Source organism: Bacillus sp. 5mfcol3.1, assembly GCF_900114335.1.
GTDB classification, from domain to species: Bacteria; Bacillota; Bacilli; order Bacillales; family Bacillaceae_G; genus Bacillus_A; species Bacillus_A thuringiensis_S.
Genome location: NZ_FOST01000001.1, coordinates 1,520,099 through 1,520,641, shown reverse-complemented (window position 1 = coordinate 1,520,641; position 543 = coordinate 1,520,099). Strand labels below are relative to the sequence as shown.

The window sequence follows — 543 nt, the reverse complement described above, 5'->3', positions numbered from 1 at the left end:
GGGCCTGTTGCTCCGGTTGCTCCCGTTATTCCAGTTGGGCCTGTTGCTCCGGTTGGAATATAAATTGGTGGAAGAATCGGAAATGTAGGTCCAATATTTTCTGGTCCTATCATCCCCTTATTCAATGATAATTTGTCATTGCGTTTCAAGTTAATACCTCATTCCACATGTTTTTTAACCCATACATATCATTTAGAACTTATCATTAAAGAATAACTTTATAACTATTCTCTTTTCTTCTCATAATAATTATTACATGTATTAAACATTTTACCGTTGCTATAGCCACTATTATTAATATAATAAATTGATCATTCTATTTAAAAAGTAGTAAATCTATAACATTCTTATTTAAAAAGATGAGGTGATTTATATTCAAGATAATAATGAAATTAGAAAAAAGGAACTAATGTCAATGGCTCTTGACATTATTTTCCCTTACAGGCTTACGGGGCCTACCGGAAGTACTGGACCTACCGGAAGTACTGGGCCTACCGGAAGTACTGGACCTACCGGGAGTACTGGACCTACCGGGAGTACTGG

The 543-nt window shown here is 35.9% G+C and carries 1 protein-coding gene and 1 pseudogene; one reads left to right on the top strand and one right to left on the bottom strand.

Going from position 1 to position 543, the window contains the following annotated elements; all coding sequences use genetic code 11:
- On the bottom strand, positions 1–113 hold a 113-nt coding region (locus tag BM089_RS07930; RefSeq protein WP_254791357.1), incomplete at its 3' end, for an exosporium leader peptide-containing protein.
- 251 nt (positions 114–364) lie between these two features.
- On the opposite strand from BM089_RS07930, the pseudogene BM089_RS31445 reads away from it, so the two are divergent.
- Positions 365–543, top strand: a pseudogene (locus tag BM089_RS31445) (collagen-like triple helix repeat-containing protein); the annotation flags it as partial.